This window comes from Magnetovibrio sp. (assembly GCF_036568125.1).
Lineage (GTDB): Bacteria > Pseudomonadota > Alphaproteobacteria > Rhodospirillales > Magnetovibrionaceae > Magnetovibrio.
Genome location: NZ_DATCTF010000012.1, coordinates 58,178 through 72,579 on the forward strand (window position 1 = coordinate 58,178; position 14,402 = coordinate 72,579).

The window sequence follows — 14,402 nt, forward strand, 5'->3', positions numbered from 1 at the left end:
AGGTCTAACACTTAGGCGAAAGACTTGGTGAAGTCTTCGATGAACTTCGCCAGCTTGCCTTCGGTTTCCTCGGACAGGGCCTTATCGTTACGGATAGTGGCCAAAATGTCCGCACCCTTAGAGCGCAGCTCGCCGAGCAACGCATGCTCGTAACGGGTCACGTCCTTGGTATCGATCTTGTCGAGGTAACCCTTCACGCCGGAATAGATCACGGCGACCTGCTCTTCAACGGTGAGCGGGCTGTACTGGGGCTGCTTCAACAGCTCGGTCAAGCGCGCGCCGCGAGCCAGCAAGCGCTGGGTCGCCGGATCGAGATCCGAAGCGAACTGCGCGAACGCAGCCATTTCGCGGTACTGAGCGAGTTCCAGCTTGATCGAGCCGGCAACCTGCTTCATCGCTTTGATCTGGGCGGAGGAACCGACGCGGGAAACCGACAGACCGACGTTCACGGCCGGGCGGATGCCTTTGTAGAACAGTTCCGATTCCAAGAAGATCTGACCGTCGGTGATGGAAATCACGTTCGTCGGAATGTATGCCGACACGTCACCGGCCTGGGTTTCGATCACCGGCAGTGCGGTCAACGAACCGTTACCGGCGGCGTCGCCCAATTTACAGGCGCGTTCCAGCAGACGGGAGTGCAGGTAGAAAACGTCGCCCGGATAAGCTTCGCGGCCCGGCGGGCGGCGCAGCAACAGCGACATCTGACGATAAGCGACAGCCTGCTTGGTCAAGTCATCGTAGAAGATGACCGCGTGCTGGCCGTTGTCGCGGAAGAATTCACCGATGGTCGCGCCGGTGTAGGGCGCCAGGAACTGCATCGGGGCCGGGTCGGATGCGGTCGCAGCGACGACGACGGAATATTCCATCGCGCCGTTGTCTTCCAGCGTCTTCACCAACTGCGCAACCGTGGAGCGCTTCTGACCGACGGCGACATAAATGCAGAACAGCTTTTCGCTGTCGTTGGTCGCGGACTGGTTGATGCTCTTTTGGTTCAAGATGGTGTCGATGATGACGGCGGTTTTGCCGGTTTGACGGTCACCGATGACCAATTCGCGCTGACCGCGGCCGATGGGGATCAAGCTATCGATCGCCTTCAGGCCGGTCTGCATCGGTTCGTGGACCGATTTACGCGGGATGATGCCCGGGGCCTTGACTTCCACGCGACCGCGGGTGGCGTCCGTGATCGGACCCTTGCCGTCGATGGGATTGCCGAGACCGTCGACAACACGGCCCAGCAGGCCTTTGCCGACCGGAACGTCAACGATGGAACCAGTGCGCTTGACGACATCGCCTTCTTTGATGCCACGGTCGTCACCGAAGATAACAACACCGACGTTGTCTTCTTCAAGGTTCAGAGCCATGCCCTTGACGGCGCCCGGAAACTCAACCATTTCACCGGCCTGGACGTTATCAAGGCCATAAACGCGCGCGATACCGTCACCGACGGAGAGCACTTGACCAACCTCGGCGACTTCCGCCTCGGTACCGAAATTAGCGATCTGATCTTTCAGAATTGCGGAAATTTCCGCGGCACGGATATCCATTATCCAATCCCCTTCATGGAGAGGTGTAACTGCTGCAACTGGGTTTTAAGCGATGAGTCGATCATGCGCGAACCGACCTTGACGATCATCCCGCCAAGCAGGCTTTCGTCAACATCGGCTTCAATGGAGATTTTGCTCCCCACTGCCTTTTTCAACACATCGGAAACAGCCTGAAGCTGAGCATCGGAAAGCTTCTTGGCCGTTGTGACTTGCGCCGTGGCTTCGCCCCGGCGACGCGACAATTCATTGAGATACGCCGCGATCATGCTTTGCAGTGCAGGCAAACGGCGGTTCTGGGCGACGGTGCCAACAAAATTGCTGGTCAAATCGTCCATGGAGGCTTTGGCACAAAGCGCCATCATAGCCTTAACCTGTTCGCCACGGGTGAGAACCGGTGATGAAATCACGCGGCGCAAATCGGCACTGTCATTAATCATCGACCTCAAAGACTTGAGATCTTCGGCGACCTTATCGAGGCTCGACGCGGCGTCGGCCAACCCATAAAGAGCGGCGGCATAACGGCCCGCGAGGCCTGTGGTACCTGTGGTCTCGGATGACACCTGGGAGAATCCCTGACCTGAGTGTTTAGCCCGGGGGCGAAAGCCCCTCTAAATCGTCCGCTTTGCACACACAAAATAATTGCTGCCCATGCGTAGCGCGGCAGTTATCTAACACAGGGGTATGGGTGTTGCAAGGCGACTCTTCGCATATTTATTTTCGCAGAAATCCAGGGGTTTGCCCCATTTCCAGCCGATCGGTTTATATGCTTTTTTCCATATATTAGGAAATGCGCATAAAAAGGTTTCATAATGTTTCAAGACTCGCCGAATTCCGCCCTTATCGAGGCGCAAAAAAATCTCTTCCCCTCGACGATCTCAAACATTCGCAATGCCGCATATTTATGTTTTCTGATATGCGCACGCCTATAAAAAACTTTGCGGATCGACGTCGATTTGGATTCGCACACCTTTTTCACGCCGTTTCGCCTGCCCCAGGCGCTCCAGCCATTCCCGCACCACCGGCTGGGGGGCGATGCCGGGTTTGAGCTTCATCAAAAGGCGCCGACGATGACGTCCGCGCAGCATTGCCAACGGCGCGGGCGCCGGGCCCAGCACTTCGATGCCATCGTAATGTGGGGCATAGCGGCTGAGGCTGGCTGCCTGCGCGTCGACGGCATGTTCGTGAGCGCCTGACACAATCACCGCCACCAAGCGCCCGAACGGCGGCATATGAAGGTCTTCGCGCGCCTTGACCTCTTCGGCGATGAAGCGATCGCGCACGCCCGATTTCATCGCCTGCATCACCGCATGATCGGGCTGGTAGGTTTGCACCAGCACCCGGCCCGCGCGTTCGCCGCGCCCGGCGCGCCCGGCGACTTGGTACAAAAGCTGATAGGTGCGTTCGGCGGCCCGCAGATCGCCGCCCGCCAAGCCCAAATCGCCATCGACCACGCCGACCAGGGTCAACATGGGAAAGTGATAGCCCTTGGCGACAATTTGGGTGCCGATGATCAGGTCGACCTCGTGGCGTTCGATGCGTTCGATCAAGTCGGCCGCGGCGCGCGGTCCGGTCAGGGTGTCGGAGCTGGCCAGCGCCACCCGTGCGTCGGGAAACGCGATGCGGGCTTCTTCCGCGACCCGCTCGACCCCGGGACCGCAGGCATGAAAGCTGTGCTCGGCCTCGCAATTGGGGCAGCGTTCGGGCATCGCGATGGTGTGGCCGCAGTGATGGCACTGCAACCGGCCACGCACCCGATGTTCCACCAGCCACGCCGAACAATTGGGGCACGCCAGACGGAACCCGCAAGTGCGGCACAGCGTCAGCGGCGCATAGCCGCGGCGGTTCAAAAACAGCATCGCCTGTTCGCCCGCGGCGAAGGTCTGGTCCAGTGCCTCGACCAAGGACGGCGACAGCCACCGCGTCGCGGGCAGCTTTTCGCGGCGCATGTCGATCAGGTCCAGTTCCGGCAGCACCGCGCCGCCGTGGCGTTCGGGCAGATGCAGCAAGGTGTACTTGCCATTTTCGGCGTTGACCGCCGTTTCCAACGACGGCGTCGCCGATGCCAGGCAGATCGGAATGGCCCCCAAATGCGCGCGCACCACCGCCATGTCGCGGGCGTTATAGATGACGCCTTCTTCTTGCTTGAACGCCGGGTCGTGTTCTTCATCGACGACGATCAGACCCAGGTTGCGATAGGGCAAAAACAGCGCCGAACGTGCACCCACAACCACGTTGACCTTGCCGTCGGCCACCGCCCGCCATGTTTCGCGGCGATCGCGCGCGCCCAGATCGGAATGCCATTCGGCGGGGCGCGCGCCGAAGCGGCGCTCGAACCGCGCCAGCCATTGTGAACTGAGGGCGATTTCCGGCAACAGCACCAACACCTGCTGAGCGTTTTTCAGCGCTTCGGCCACCGCCTCGAAATAGACCTCGGTCTTGCCCGAGCCCGGCACCCCGTCGAGCAGCACCGCCGCATAACCGCCCGCCTTGGTTTTCGCCGCCAAATCGGCGGCGGCGGCGCGCTGGGCGTCGGACAAATCCGGCCCCCGGCGATGCGGGTCGGGTTGCGGCCAAACTTTCTCGCGCAGCCGCGACGCTTCCACCAGCGCGCCCGCTTTGGCCAATCCCGCGACCACGGCGGGCGAGCATCCCGCCTCCATCGCCGCTTCGGCCGCGCTCAGCGGTGGGCCGTCTTTGAGCACCGCCAACACCCGTTCGCGGGTGGCGGTCAGTTTAATCTCGGGCTGCGGTTCGGCCAGTCGGTAGGTTTTGACGCCTTTGGGCGGTTCCAGTGCGTCGCTCACGCTCATCGCCATTTTCAGCACCGCCCCGGGGCTCGACAGCGTGTAGCCCGCGACCCAGTCGATGAAACGCCGGGTGATTTCGGCCATCGGTACGGCAGGCAATTTTTCGATCACCGCCTTGAGCTTGCCGTCCGCGACATCGCCCGCCCCCGGCCCCCATACCACGCCGAGCATTTTGCGTGGGCCCAACGGCACGCGCACGAAATCACCCGCACCAAGCATGAGATCCTCGGGCACGCGGTAATCGTAGACCTGGCCGAACGGCCCCGGCAGCAGAACGCCGCAGCGTGCGCCGGGGGGGTATGTGTCTGGGAGCGAATCGATCTGCGTCATGCCCCCAGCTTACGGAAGGAAAGCATTAACGAAAATGGTTCATGATGAGCCATTACGATTCGGTCCGAGACTTCGGAACTGTGAGGGGCGCCCATGACCATGAACATCCAAACCACCGAGACACTGTTGAGTGACGACGATATCGGCCAGTATTTGCTCGACAATCCGGATTTCTTTTCGCGCAATCCCGAAGTCTTGGTACAGATGCAGGGCCCGACGGCGGTGCAACGCGCCGACGGCGTCGTCGACTTCCAATCCGTGATGGTCGACCGGCTGCGCGATGAAATCCAGAACCTCACCGCCTGCACCCAGGACGTGATCGAAACCAGCCGCACCAACATGACCTATCTGACCCGTACCCACGCTGCGGTGCTGGCGTTGTTGTCGGCCCAGGACGCGCAGCACATGGCGCGGATCATCACCCAGGACTTGCCGTTGCTGTTGGACGTCGATGCTGTGGCGTTCGGTTTCGAACAAAACACCAAGGCCGAGACGGCCTTGCGTCTGCCCGGCGTGCGCATGCTGCCGTTCAATTATCTGGACGCGCAGATCGGCGAAGGCGGCGACGTCGCCTTGATCCGCGACATGCTCGACGACGGCACCGTGTTCGGCGACGAGCATCTCGACATTCGCTCCGCCGCGCTGGCGCGTTTGCGTCCCAGCGCCACCACCGCGGGTGGCCTGATCGCACTGGGTTCGCACATGTCCGGCGCGTTTCACGCCGGTCAGGGCACGGATTTGCTCAATTTCCTGGCCCGCGTCTGCGAAAAGCTGTTCCAGAAATGGCTCACCAACACCTAGACGCTCCCACCCTGCCCGGCGCGCTGGAGCTCATCCCCGCCGAGCCCGCGTTGAAACGCGCGTTGAGCGAATGGCTCGATTGGTTGAAGCACGAAAAACGCTCCAGCCCCCACACGCTCGACAATTACAGCCGTGACATCGCTGCGTTTCTGACCTTTTTCAGCGAACACCTGGGTTTTGCGCCGGGCGTGCGCGACTTGGCGGATTTGCGCGCGGTGGACTTTCGCGGCTGGCTGGCGCGCCTTGGCCAAGACGGTAAAAGCCGCGCCACCATCGCGCGGCGGTTTTCGACCTTGCGCACATTATATAAATACCTCGAACGCCAAGGCGTGCTCAGCAACGCTGCCATACACGCCGTGCGCACCCCCAAATTGCCCAAATCCCTACCTAAGGCCTTGAGTGTCGAAGAGGCGCTGGAAATGGTCGAACTGGCCGACGTGCTGGCCACTGAACACTGGGTCGGCAAACGCGACCGGGCGCTGCTCATGCTGCTGTACGGCTGCGGCCTGCGCATCGCCGAGGCCTTGGACCTGGATGTCAAGGACGTGCCCGAAGGCGACACCATGGTCGTCACCGGTAAAGGCAACAAGCAACGCGTGGTTCCGGTTCTGCCCAAGGTGCGCGCGGCCATAAGCGCATACATGAAAGCCAGTCCATATCCGATGACGCCAAACAGCCCCTTGTTTTTGGGCGTGCGCGGCAAACGCTTACAAGCGGGGGTGGCCCAGGCCATGGTGCGCGACATGCGCGCTTATCTGGGGCTGCCCGACAGCGCCACGCCGCATGCGTTGCGCCACAGCTTCGCCACCCACCTGCTTGCCGGGGGCGGCGACTTGCGCACCATTCAGGAGCTTTTGGGGCATGCCTCGTTAAGCACCACCCAGCGCTATACCGATGTGGACGCCGCGCGCTTGCAGGCGGTTTATTCTCACACACATCCCCGCGCAAAAAGAAAAAACTAATCCAGTTTTGCGTAATATCTTTCTTTTTTCCGTGACGTAAAAGTCAAGCCTCGGAAAAACCACGCGAAATGTGTGCGCGCATTGTACTACCCACACTTTTCTTTTTTCTAATATGAAAGATCCCTCAAATGAAAACAGGGGGATAACAAAAATGATCCGCACACTTACGCTCATCGCCATGGCTTTCGTGGCGTTGCTGACGTTCCAGGCCCCGGCTCACGCCGCTGGCGAAATGAAGCCCTTCTTCCTCGCCAGCAAAGGCGCAGGTTCCATGGAGGCCAGCGTCGCCGACGCCACTGCAAAGCTGCAAGGGGCGGGCTTTGAAGTTGCCGGCACATACTCGCCATACAAAGGCGCGACCGTCATCATCGTCACGAGCGATGCACTGAAAGCCGCCGCCGCCAAAACCGAATTCGGCGCTTATGGCGTCGTTCAACGTATTTCCGTCACCGAAGTCAACGGCGAAATCCAAGTCTCTTACACCAACCCCAGCTACATGGCCGCCGCTTACCGCATGGACGGTAACATGGCCGATGTCACCGCAGCGCTGAACACCGCGCTCGGCAACCAAGGGGAATTCGGCCCGGACAAAGGTCTGACCGATGCCGACCTGCGTGACTACCACTATGCGTTTTTGATGGAATACTTCGATGATCCGTCCAAGTTGGCGTCGTACAACGATTACGCCAGCGCCGTTGCCGGCGTCGAAGCCGCACTCGCCAACAACACCGCCGGCGTGACCAAAGTCGCCCGCGTCGACGTCCCCGGCAAGGAAGAAACATACTTCGCCGTCGGTCTGTCGGGCGACTTGAACAATAACAACGAAAAGTTCCGCGCTGACGAATTCATCATGGGTGAAATCGATTTCAAAGAACTGCGTTCGACTGCGCATCTGCCCTATGAAATCGTGGTGTCCGGTGATCGCGTCTACGCGTTGTACGCACGGTTCCGCATTGCCATCAACTTCCCGGATCTGTCGATGATGGGCGACAACAGCTTCATGAACATCATGGCGTCGCCCGAAGCCATCCGCAAAGCCTTGACCTTGGCCAGCGGTGGCGAATTCAAAGAAAAGTAATTCGGCCTCCAGCCGCCTGAAATGGTTCAATTTTAAGAACCATTGAACCTCTCCGCCCGGCATCGCGCCGGGCGGAATTCTTTACAGCCCGATACAACCATGGTTAAATGAGCACAACCATAAGGAACCTAGATATCGGTGCTCGCCATGACTTCCACAGCGCAGAATACGTCATCTCAACCGATGTATTGTCTGGATGAGATCACCCGCCGCGCGGCTCGTGTCGCCCTTGCGGGAAACGACGCCGTGCGCGTTCCGTACATCTGCCAATTGTCCGGGGCATCCGAAGAAATCCTCCTCATCAGCCGGTATGCCGCCGAACGCATGGTCGTTGCCACCCACGGCGCCATCGACATCGACGAAGCGCGGGTGCTGGCCATGGTACACATCGCCAAGCTGTGCGAACAAGACATTGGCGAGCTGTTGCACATGTCCGGCACAAAAGCCGCCAACATTCTCAAAGACTTGATGGCGCGAAATTTGGCCTTTGCTCACACCATCAACGGCGTGACGTGCTACATCCAAACCGACGGGGAAGTGCGCACCCAATTCACGGATTTGGCCCTCGGTGCGTTGAGCGCCTAATTATAAACGTCGCGCTTAGCGTCGCACCCACACCCATGCTCCGGGCAGTTCGTCGGCGGTGAAGTGTTCGGCTTCGCCATAGGCAAGCCGATTGAGCGTACCTGCCGCGACCTCGCTCCACTTTGCACCGCCGACGATGGCGATGCGTTCCAATTCGTTCCAGTGCTTCACGCCCATGATAAATTCTTCCCACGCCGCCGCGGGGTCGACGCGGTCGCATTCCGACACGTCCAACAGCAGCCGGACCGCTTTGTGTTCGTCGATCAACTCTTCAATGCGCACGGCCAACAGCTTGCATTCATCGCCGCCAAGACGGCCTGCGATGCGTGCGCCGACCACGTTGCCACTGCTTTCGGGTAGAATTTCAAGCATGACGCCTCCATGCGTCTCACACAAAAGGGCCTGCGTTGATTATACCACGCAGGCCCGATTTGGTGTGTGACAAGAACGGCTTTTCTATGGGCCACCTAGACGTGAATGGCGCGGCCCAAGCATGCCAGGGCGGCTTCCTTGACGGCTTCGGCCGTGCCCGGATGGGCATGGCTGGTGCGCGCGATGTCTTCGCTTGAGCCGCCGAATTCCATCGCCAGGACAATTTCTTGAATCAACTCGCCCGCGCCGGGACCGATGATATGCGCGCCCAGCACGCGATCGGTTTTGGCGTCGGCGAGAATCTTCACGAAGCCTTCGGTGTCGCCCACCGCGCGGGCGCGGGAATTGGCCATGAATGGGAATTTTCCGACGCTGTACGCAACGCCTTCGGCTTTCAAGGTCTCTTCGGTCTTGCCCAAGGCGGCGATTTCCGGGTGGGTGTAGACCACGCCTGGGATCGCCCCGTAATTCACATGGCCCGCTTGGCCGGCGATGAGTTCAACACACGCGATGCCTTCTTCCTCGGCCTTGTGCGCCAACATCGCGCCGCCGATGACGTCGCCGATGGCATAGATGCCCGCGACGTTGGTTTTGAAGTGACCGTCGGTCGTCACGAAGCCGCGCGCGTCCATGGCGACGCCGATGTCGCCGAGACCCAACTTGTCGGTAAACGGACGCCGCCCGATGGCCACCAGGACGACATCGGCTTTAAGCGTTTCCGCGTCGCCGCCCGCCGCCGGCTCAAGCGTCAAGGTGACGCCGCTCTTGGCGGTTTTCGCGCCGGTAACCTTGGTTCCGGTCTTGAAATTCAGACCCTGTTTCTTGAGCGTACGGGTCGCCTGTTTGACCACTTCGCCGTCCATGCCCGGCAAGATCGCCGGCAGGAATTCAACCACCGTGACGTCGGCACCGAGACGCCGCCACACCGAGCCCAATTCCAATCCGATCACGCCGCCGCCGATCACGACCATCGTCTTTGGCACCTTTGGCAGATCCAACGCACCGGTGGAGGTCACGATCTGCTTTTCATCGACCTCGACGCCCGGCAAGGCAGCGGGTTCGGATCCTGTGGCGATGATGATGTGCTTGGCGTTGTAGGCGTCTTTGCCGACCTGCACGTGGCCGGGCGCGGTGATCACGCCTTCGCCGACGATATGGGTGACTTTGTTTTTCTTGAACAAGAACGCAATGCCCTTGGTCAAATCACCAACCACCGAATCCTTGCGCGCCAACATGGCTTTCAAGTCCAACTTCGGCGCCGCGACGTTGACGCCGTGCGCGGCGAGGCCGTGTCCGGCTTCTTCGAACAAGTGCGACGACTGCAACAGCGCTTTGGATGGAATGCAGCCCACGTTCAGGCATGTGCCGCCCAACGTGTCGCGTTTGTCGACGCACGCCGTCTTGAAGCCCAGTTGCGCGGCGCGGATGGCGGCGACGTAGCCGCCCGGCCCGCCGCCGATGATGATGACGTCGAATGCGTTGTCGGTCATGTACTCGGTCTCCGGCTTTCTCTTAGGCGTCCAACATGATGCGGTCGGGATCTTCGATGCATTCCTTGACCCGAACCAGGAAGGTCACGGCCTCACGACCATCGACGATGCGATGATCGTACGACAGCGCCAGATACATCATCGGTCGCGCCTGGATGGAGCCGTCGGGCATGACCATGGGACGCATCTGAATTTTGTGCATGCCCAAGATGCCCGATTGCGGTGGGTTGAGGATCGGCGTCGACAACAACGAGCCGAAGATGCCGCCATTGGTGATGGTGAAGGTACCACCCGACATTTCTTCCATGGTCAAGCGACCTTCGCGCGCCCGGCGGCCGAAATCGTTGATCGACTGCTCAATCTCGGCAAAGCCCAAGGTGTCGCAATCGCGCACCACCGGAACCACCAGACCGTTTTCGGTGCCGACCGCAATGCCGATGTCGTAGTGGTTCTTGAAGATGATGTCGCCAGCGTTGATTTCCGCGTTGACGGCGGGCAGTTCACGCAACGCGGTCACCACCGCTTTGGTGAAGAACGACATGAAGCCCAGTTTCACGCCGTGCTTTTTCTCAAAGCCGTCCTTGAAGCGTGTGCGCAGGTCCATGACGTTGGTCATGTCCACCTCGTTGAAGGTGGTGAGCATGGCCGCAGTGTTTTGCGCTTCCTTGAGGCGCTCGGCAACGCGTTTGCGCAATCGCGTCATCGGCACACGTTCTTCGCGCGGCCCAATCGGGCGCGGCGGATATTGCGCGGCGGCGGGTGCCGGCGCCGAAGAGGAAGCCGGAGCAGGTGCCGGAGCGGGCGCAGGCGCTGCGGGGGCAGGCACCGCCGGGGATGCCGCAGGTGTGGCTTGGCGAGTTTCCAGATACGCCAGCACATCGCCTTTGACGATACGACCGTCTTTGCCGGTGCCTTTGATCTGATCGGGATCAATGCTGTTTTCATCGATGAGCTTTTTCACCGCCGGTGACAGCGGTGCATCGCTATCGCTGTCGGCTTGTGCCTCCACAACAGGCGCCGATTCCGCTTTTGCAGCCGGGGCCGGAGCAGCCACAGCCGCGGCGGCTTCATCGATAGTGCCGAGCACCGCGCCGACGCCGACATCGGTGCCGGCGGCGAACGCGATATCTTTGAGCACGCCGGCTGCCGGTGCGGGCACCTCCACCGTTACTTTATCGGTTTCCAACTCGACGATGGGCTCATCCAACTGCACCGCCTCGCCCGGTTGTTTAAACCACTTGGCGACCGTTGCCTCGGTGACCGATTCCCCCAGAACAGGCACTTTGATTTCGGTAGACATTATGTCCTCTCGCTTTCGTTCGGCTCGTCAGAGGCGTTCCCTGCGGCCTTATCCATTCAGTTCGTTAGTATTGCGGCCGTTGATGCGGCTGCACCAATTTGTTCATGTCACCGCTCAACGCTTGATCGATGATCCAGTTTTGCTCTTCGACGTGGCGGCGCGCCAAGCCGGTCGCCGGGCTTGCGGCACCGCGACGACCGACGTAGTTCACCGTCATGATGTCGTGATTGAGATCGCGCACGATGGTCTCGATCCGTTGCGACACGAAGAACCATGCCCCCATGTTGGCGGGTTCTTCCTGGCACCAGATCACCTCGGCGTGGGGATAACGCCCCAACTGCTGCATCAAGCCTTTCCACGGGAACGGATAGAGCTGCTCAAGGCGGATGATCGCTACATCGTCGATTTCGCGCGCCCGGCGTTCTTCCAACAAGTCGTAGTAAATCTTGCCCGAACACACGATGACGCGGCGAATTTTCTTATCCAGAACCAAGCGGTCGTGTTCGGGCAGCACGCGATGGAAGCGCGTGCCCGGCCCCATCTCGCCCAAATTGGAAACCACCAGTTTGTGACGCAACAACGATTTCGGGGACATCACCACCAACGGCTTGCGCAGATTGCGACACAGCTGACGACGCAACACGTGGAAGAACTGCGCCGGTGTGGTGACGTTGACGACCTGCCAGTTGTCTTCGGCGCACAATTGCAGATAGCGTTCCAGACGCGCCGACGAATGTTCCGGTCCCTGACCTTCGAAACCGTGTGGCAGCAGCATGACCAAGCCGGACATGCGCAACCACTTGGTTTCACCCGAAGAGACGAATTGATCGATGATCACCTGCGCACCATTGGCGAAATCGCCGAACTGCGCTTCCCAAATCGTCAGGCAATGGGGATCGGAAAGCGAATGGCCGTACTCGAAGCCCAAAACCCCGGCTTCGGACAAGGGGCTGTCGATTACTTCATAGTGCGCCTGTTCGCCGGGGCGTATGTTGTTGAGCGGGATGAACCGTTCTTCGTTTTCCTGATCGACCAGAACCGAGTGACGATGCGAGAACGTGCCGCGTCCGGAATCCTGGCCCGACAGTCGCACGCCGTGACCTTGGATCAGCAACGTGCCGAACGCCAACGCTTCGGCCAAGGCCCAATCGACGCCTTCTTGGGTGTCGATCATTTTGCGCTTGGCTTTCATCTGACGCAGAATTTTGGTGTTGGTGTGGAACAAGGCAGGCGGTTCGGACAGCGCGTATCCGACTTCGCGCAACACGTCCATCTCGACCGCGGTGTCGTCTTCGCGCAGTTCTTCCGCGCCTTCCATATAAAACAGCCCCGCCCACTTGCCTTCCAGCCAGTCGGCCTTGTTGGGTTTGTAGCCGTTGGCGGCCTCGCGTTCCTTGTCCAGATGCGCGGCAAAAGCCTCGACCATCTTGTCGCTGTCGGCCTGAGAGATCACGCCTTGTTCGACCAGCTTGCGCGCATAGATTTCGCGCGTGGTCGGATGGTTGGCGATGGTCTTATACATGATCGGGTTGGTGAACATCGGTTCATCACCCTCGTTATGGCCATGACGGCGATAACAGAACATGTCGATGACCACGTCCTTGTGGAACTCCTGACGGAACTCCATGGCGATGCGTGCAACGTGCACCACCGCTTCGGGATCGTCGCCGTTGACGTGAAAAATCGGTGCCTGAATCATCTTCGCCACATCGGACGGATAGGGCGAAGAGCGCGAATAGGACGGGTGCGTGGTGAAGCCGATTTGGTTGTTGATGATGATGTGGATGGTGCCGCCGGTCTGGTAGCCGCGCAATTGCGACATATCCAGCGTTTCGGGGACCAGCCCTTGGCCCGCGAACGCGGCGTCGCCGTGCAACAGCAAGCCCATCACCTGCTCGCGCTTCTCATCACCCATTTGACGCTGCTTGGCACGCACCTTACCCAACACCACCGGGTTGACGCATTCCAGATGCGACGGATTGGCGGTCAAAGACAAGTGAATGGATTGACCGTCGAACACCCGGTCGGCGGATGCGCCGAGGTGGTACTTCACGTCGCCTGAAACCTCTAAGTCTTCCGGGGTCGCCGACAGACCGAGAAATTCGGCAAAGATCGCCATGTAGGGCTTGCGCATCACCGACGCCAAAACATTCAGGCGGCCGCGATGGGCCATGCCCAGCACGATCGATTTGACGCCCAATTGCCCGCCGCGCTTGATGATCTGTTCGATGGCGGGCACCACGCTTTCGCCCCCGTCGAGACCGAAGCGTTTGGTGCCCTTGAATTTGACGTCGAGATATTTCTCGAAGCCTTCCGTTTCCACCAGACGTTCCAAGATCGCGCGCTTGCCCTTGATGGTAAAGTCGGTCTGGTTGCGGATACCTTCAATGCGCCGTTGAATCCAGGCCTTCTCATCGGGTTCCTGGATGTGCATGAACTCGACGCCGATGGAGCCGCAATACGTTTCCTTCAAAATTTGAAGGATTTCGCGCAAGGTCGCCGTTTCCAATCCCAACACGTTGTCGATGAAAATCGGCCGGTCGAGGTCGGCGTCGGTGAAGCCATAGGTGCGGTAATCGAGTTCCGGATGCTGGACCCGTCCCTCAAGGCCGAGCGGGTCGAAGTTTGCGATCAAATGGCCGCGCACCCGGTACGTGCGGATCAACATCAATGCGCGAACGGTATCCTTGGTCGCGGCGCGGATGACGTCCGCGCTGGGACGCACCGTGCCTGCGGTGACGAAGCCCAGGTTCGGCACTTCCACCGCGACGGCGTCGCGCTCGGGTTCGATTTCCATCAAACCGCCGCTGCCGAATTGGCCGATCACCCCGGAATCCGACGGCGCCCATGTCGCGCCGCGCAAGTCGACGAGGATCTCGCGTTCCTCGTCGTCCATTTTGGAGAAGTACGCCGCCCACGAGCGATCCACCTGGGAGGGGTCTTCCGTATAGCGGGCGTAAAGCTCCGCCACATATTGCGCGTTCGCGCCCGATAAAAATGTATCCGCAGATCCTGCCATGATCCCTCTGCGGGATGTCGAACCTTTTGTTCGTCCACCCGCCCTCGTTGTCTACCCCGGTTGCCCCAAACCCGGCCCGCCGAAGCGGGCCGGGTGATGTGATGCGTTCAATCC

Annotated in this window: 11 protein-coding genes; 4 read left to right on the plus strand and 7 right to left on the minus strand. The window is 60.1% G+C overall.

Annotated elements, in window-relative coordinates; all coding sequences use genetic code 11:
• Positions 1 to 11: 11 nt before the first annotated feature.
• The 3 genes from atpA to VIN96_RS09735 all read right to left on the minus strand — a co-directional run bounded on the left by atpA (position 12) and on the right by VIN96_RS09735 (position 4,681).
• Positions 12 to 1,544, minus strand: coding sequence for a F0F1 ATP synthase subunit alpha (atpA, locus tag VIN96_RS09725; protein ID WP_331895795.1), 1,533 nt, complete (start codon positions 1,542 to 1,544; stop codon positions 12 to 14).
• Positions 1,544 to 2,104, minus strand: a complete 561-nt coding sequence (locus VIN96_RS09730) for a F0F1 ATP synthase subunit delta (RefSeq protein WP_331895796.1) — start codon at positions 2,102 to 2,104, stop codon at positions 1,544 to 1,546. Before VIN96_RS09730 ends, atpA begins: the two co-directional genes overlap by 1 nt.
• Before the next feature lie 363 nt (positions 2,105 to 2,467).
• Entirely contained in the window at positions 2,468 to 4,681 is a 2,214-nt protein-coding gene (locus tag VIN96_RS09735) for a primosomal protein N' (RefSeq protein ID WP_331895797.1), read from the minus strand.
• Positions 4,682 to 4,774: 93 nt separating this feature from the next.
• Between VIN96_RS09735 and VIN96_RS09740 the strand changes: the two genes are divergently transcribed.
• The 4 genes from VIN96_RS09740 (at position 4,775) to VIN96_RS09755 (ending at position 8,107) form a co-directional block, all read left to right on the plus strand.
• Positions 4,775 to 5,482, plus strand: a complete 708-nt coding sequence (locus tag VIN96_RS09740; RefSeq protein WP_331895798.1) for a DUF484 family protein — start codon at positions 4,775 to 4,777, stop codon at positions 5,480 to 5,482.
• Complete coding sequence (locus tag VIN96_RS09745; RefSeq protein ID WP_331895799.1) at positions 5,464 to 6,444, plus strand: tyrosine recombinase XerC; 981 nt, start codon at positions 5,464 to 5,466, stop codon at positions 6,442 to 6,444. The genes VIN96_RS09740 and VIN96_RS09745 overlap by 19 nt, the downstream gene beginning before the upstream one ends.
• Before the next feature lie 151 nt (positions 6,445 to 6,595).
• Positions 6,596 to 7,522, plus strand: coding sequence for a hypothetical protein (locus tag VIN96_RS09750; RefSeq protein ID WP_331895800.1), 927 nt, complete (start codon positions 6,596 to 6,598; stop codon positions 7,520 to 7,522).
• A 147-nt stretch (positions 7,523 to 7,669) separates the two neighbouring features.
• A complete protein-coding gene (locus VIN96_RS09755) occupies positions 7,670 to 8,107 on the plus strand; it encodes a hypothetical protein (RefSeq protein WP_331895802.1) in 438 nt (145 codons plus the stop codon).
• Between the two features lie 15 nt (positions 8,108 to 8,122).
• Here VIN96_RS09755 and VIN96_RS09760 read toward each other — a convergent pair whose 3' ends face one another.
• The 4 genes from VIN96_RS09760 to VIN96_RS09775 form a co-directional block, all read right to left on the minus strand.
• The gene (locus tag VIN96_RS09760; protein ID WP_331895804.1) at positions 8,123 to 8,479 is read right to left on the minus strand and encodes an STAS/SEC14 domain-containing protein; all 357 of its coding nucleotides are present in this window, start codon (positions 8,477 to 8,479) and stop codon (positions 8,123 to 8,125) included.
• Between the two features lie 95 nt (positions 8,480 to 8,574).
• The gene (lpdA, locus tag VIN96_RS09765; RefSeq protein WP_331895806.1) at positions 8,575 to 9,969 is read right to left on the minus strand and encodes a dihydrolipoyl dehydrogenase; all 1,395 of its coding nucleotides are present in this window, start codon (positions 9,967 to 9,969) and stop codon (positions 8,575 to 8,577) included.
• 22 nt (positions 9,970 to 9,991) lie between these two features.
• Positions 9,992 to 11,269, minus strand: coding sequence for a 2-oxoglutarate dehydrogenase complex dihydrolipoyllysine-residue succinyltransferase (odhB, locus tag VIN96_RS09770; protein WP_331895807.1), 1,278 nt, complete (start codon positions 11,267 to 11,269; stop codon positions 9,992 to 9,994).
• Between the two features lie 64 nt (positions 11,270 to 11,333).
• The gene (locus VIN96_RS09775; protein WP_331895808.1) at positions 11,334 to 14,288 is read right to left on the minus strand and encodes a 2-oxoglutarate dehydrogenase E1 component; all 2,955 of its coding nucleotides are present in this window, start codon (positions 14,286 to 14,288) and stop codon (positions 11,334 to 11,336) included.
• Positions 14,289 to 14,402 lie beyond the last annotated feature (114 nt).

What these genes read in the sequence shown, in the direction of transcription:
- VIN96_RS09740 (WP_331895798.1), top strand. Translation starts at nt 4,775, where the DNA reads ATGACCATGAACATCCAAACCACCGAGACACTGTTGAGTGACGACGAT.
- odhB (WP_331895807.1), bottom strand. Translation starts at nt 11,269, where the DNA reads ATGTCTACCGAAATCAAAGTGCCTGTTCTGGGGGAATCGGTCACCGAG.
- VIN96_RS09775 (WP_331895808.1), bottom strand. Translation starts at nt 14,288, where the DNA reads ATGGCAGGATCTGCGGATACATTTTTATCGGGCGCGAACGCGCAATAT.
- VIN96_RS09745 (WP_331895799.1), top strand. Translation starts at nt 5,464, where the DNA reads ATGGCTCACCAACACCTAGACGCTCCCACCCTGCCCGGCGCGCTGGAG.
- lpdA (WP_331895806.1), bottom strand. Translation starts at nt 9,969, where the DNA reads ATGACCGACAACGCATTCGACGTCATCATCATCGGCGGCGGGCCGGGC.
- VIN96_RS09755 (WP_331895802.1), top strand. Translation starts at nt 7,670, where the DNA reads ATGACTTCCACAGCGCAGAATACGTCATCTCAACCGATGTATTGTCTG.
- atpA (WP_331895795.1), bottom strand. Translation starts at nt 1,544, where the DNA reads ATGGATATCCGTGCCGCGGAAATTTCCGCAATTCTGAAAGATCAGATC.
- VIN96_RS09735 (WP_331895797.1), bottom strand. Translation starts at nt 4,681, where the DNA reads ATGACGCAGATCGATTCGCTCCCAGACACATACCCCCCCGGCGCACGC.
- VIN96_RS09760 (WP_331895804.1), bottom strand. Translation starts at nt 8,479, where the DNA reads ATGCTTGAAATTCTACCCGAAAGCAGTGGCAACGTGGTCGGCGCACGC.
- VIN96_RS09750 (WP_331895800.1), top strand. Translation starts at nt 6,596, where the DNA reads ATGATCCGCACACTTACGCTCATCGCCATGGCTTTCGTGGCGTTGCTG.